We start from the raw sequence: 659 nt of genomic DNA on the forward strand, positions 1-659 counted from the left end.
CGGGCTCGGATTCGTCGTCCGCGTCCGCGGTCTCGACGTCCTCCGCGTCCGATGCGGGATCGTAGGAGAACAACGCGGTGACGCCCAGCACGCCCAGCGCGACGGGCGCCTGCGTCGGCAGGAGCCCCAGGACGTCGATCGCGAGCATTCCGAGCGCGACCGAACTCCCGAAGCGGAAGAGGTCGATGTCGACCGCGCCGCGGAGCCGCGGGGCGAAGAGCGCCACCGCGAGCGCGAAGCCGACACCCGTGCCGGCTGCGGCGACGGCCCGCCCGACCGTCACGAGGTTCGGGTCGACCACCAGCGTCGCGTTGCTGAGGTCGAGGCTCGCGATCAGTCCGAGGCCGATGATGACGCTCGGGGACGGCAGGTACTCGCCGATCTTCGCGGATGCCGTCTTCGCGGCGACCGCGAGGATCACGAGGCCGGCGAAGCGGTGGAAGACCTCGAAGTTCAGGACCGTCTTCAGGGTCTCCGCGAAGAGCGCTTCGATCCCCGCGACCGGCAGCAAGAGCGCGCCGAGCACGAGCAAGGAGGTGACCTGTTCGCGTCGGGTCCCGTCCATCTCCGCGAGGATGACTGCGACCGTCGCCGAACCGCCGAGGATCAGCAGCCCCGTCTCGATGATGCCGAGCGGAGTGCTGAGCGGCCCGGCGATG

Annotated in this window: 1 protein-coding gene; it reads right to left on the reverse strand. The window is 70.4% G+C overall.

The window, feature by feature from the left end; translation table 11 throughout:
• A partial coding sequence (locus DEQ92_RS21225) for a DUF5794 domain-containing protein (RefSeq protein ID WP_233516931.1) occupies positions 1 to 658 on the reverse strand: 658 nt, incomplete at its 3' end.
• Position 659 lies beyond the last annotated feature (1 nt).

Origin of the sequence: Haloferax sp. Atlit-6N (genome assembly GCF_003383195.1) — an archaeon.
Taxonomy (GTDB): domain Archaea; phylum Halobacteriota; class Halobacteria; order Halobacteriales; family Haloferacaceae; genus Haloferax; species Haloferax gibbonsii.